1 pseudogene is annotated in these 643 nt (G+C 47.4%); it reads right to left on the reverse strand.

Going from position 1 to position 643, the window contains the following annotated elements:
- Positions 1–643 (reverse strand): annotated as a pseudogene (locus N8L33_RS09930) (IS30-like element ISSmi1 family transposase); the annotation flags it as partial.

A 643-nucleotide genomic window follows, 5' to 3' on the forward strand; every position in this document is an offset into this window, starting at 1 on the left:
TCGTAAGCAGATTTTCCTTGAAACTCTTCTCGTTTCAAGGAATTGACATGGGAAATGACTAGATTGACGTCTTTCTGAGTCAGCTGGTCAAAGGAAGTGCCCTTGGGCAGAATGGCTCGCAAAACCGTATGGTTCTTCTCAATCCGCCCCTTCTGGTCAGGACGGCTAGGGTCGCAGAAGTAGAGGTGAGACTTACCATCAATGTCTCTCTCAAGCTCCTCCACATAGGAGAACTCAGATCCGTTGTCCGTGAGAATGACAGGGAACAGCTGATGGAACGCATACCCTCCGTCCATGACTCTTTCTTTCAAAGCTGCGAATTTAGTGGCGACCTCCAGAGCAGTCTTGTTGTCCAAAAGCAAGGCGAAGAGGAAATTGCAGAAGGAAACGTTGAAGGTGAGCAGTAGCTTTCCACCAGGTCTGCCGATGACCGTGTCCATTTCCAACCATTTGAAGAAATCATCTGTTTCTCGTAACTCTTGGAAATCTTGGTAGGTTCGCCCAATTTTTAGCTCTTTGGGAATAGCTACTTTTCTGGATTTTCTGCGTTCCTTGAACTTGACCATCCGAGGGAAATCAATGGGCTTGGCTGTCAGATATCCTAGCTTGGCATGTCGATACACCGTAGCTTTCGACACAGGTA

It is taken from the genome of Streptococcus mitis, from assembly GCF_946188695.1.
In the GTDB taxonomy this organism is placed as follows: Bacteria; Bacillota; Bacilli; order Lactobacillales; family Streptococcaceae; genus Streptococcus; species Streptococcus mitis_DF.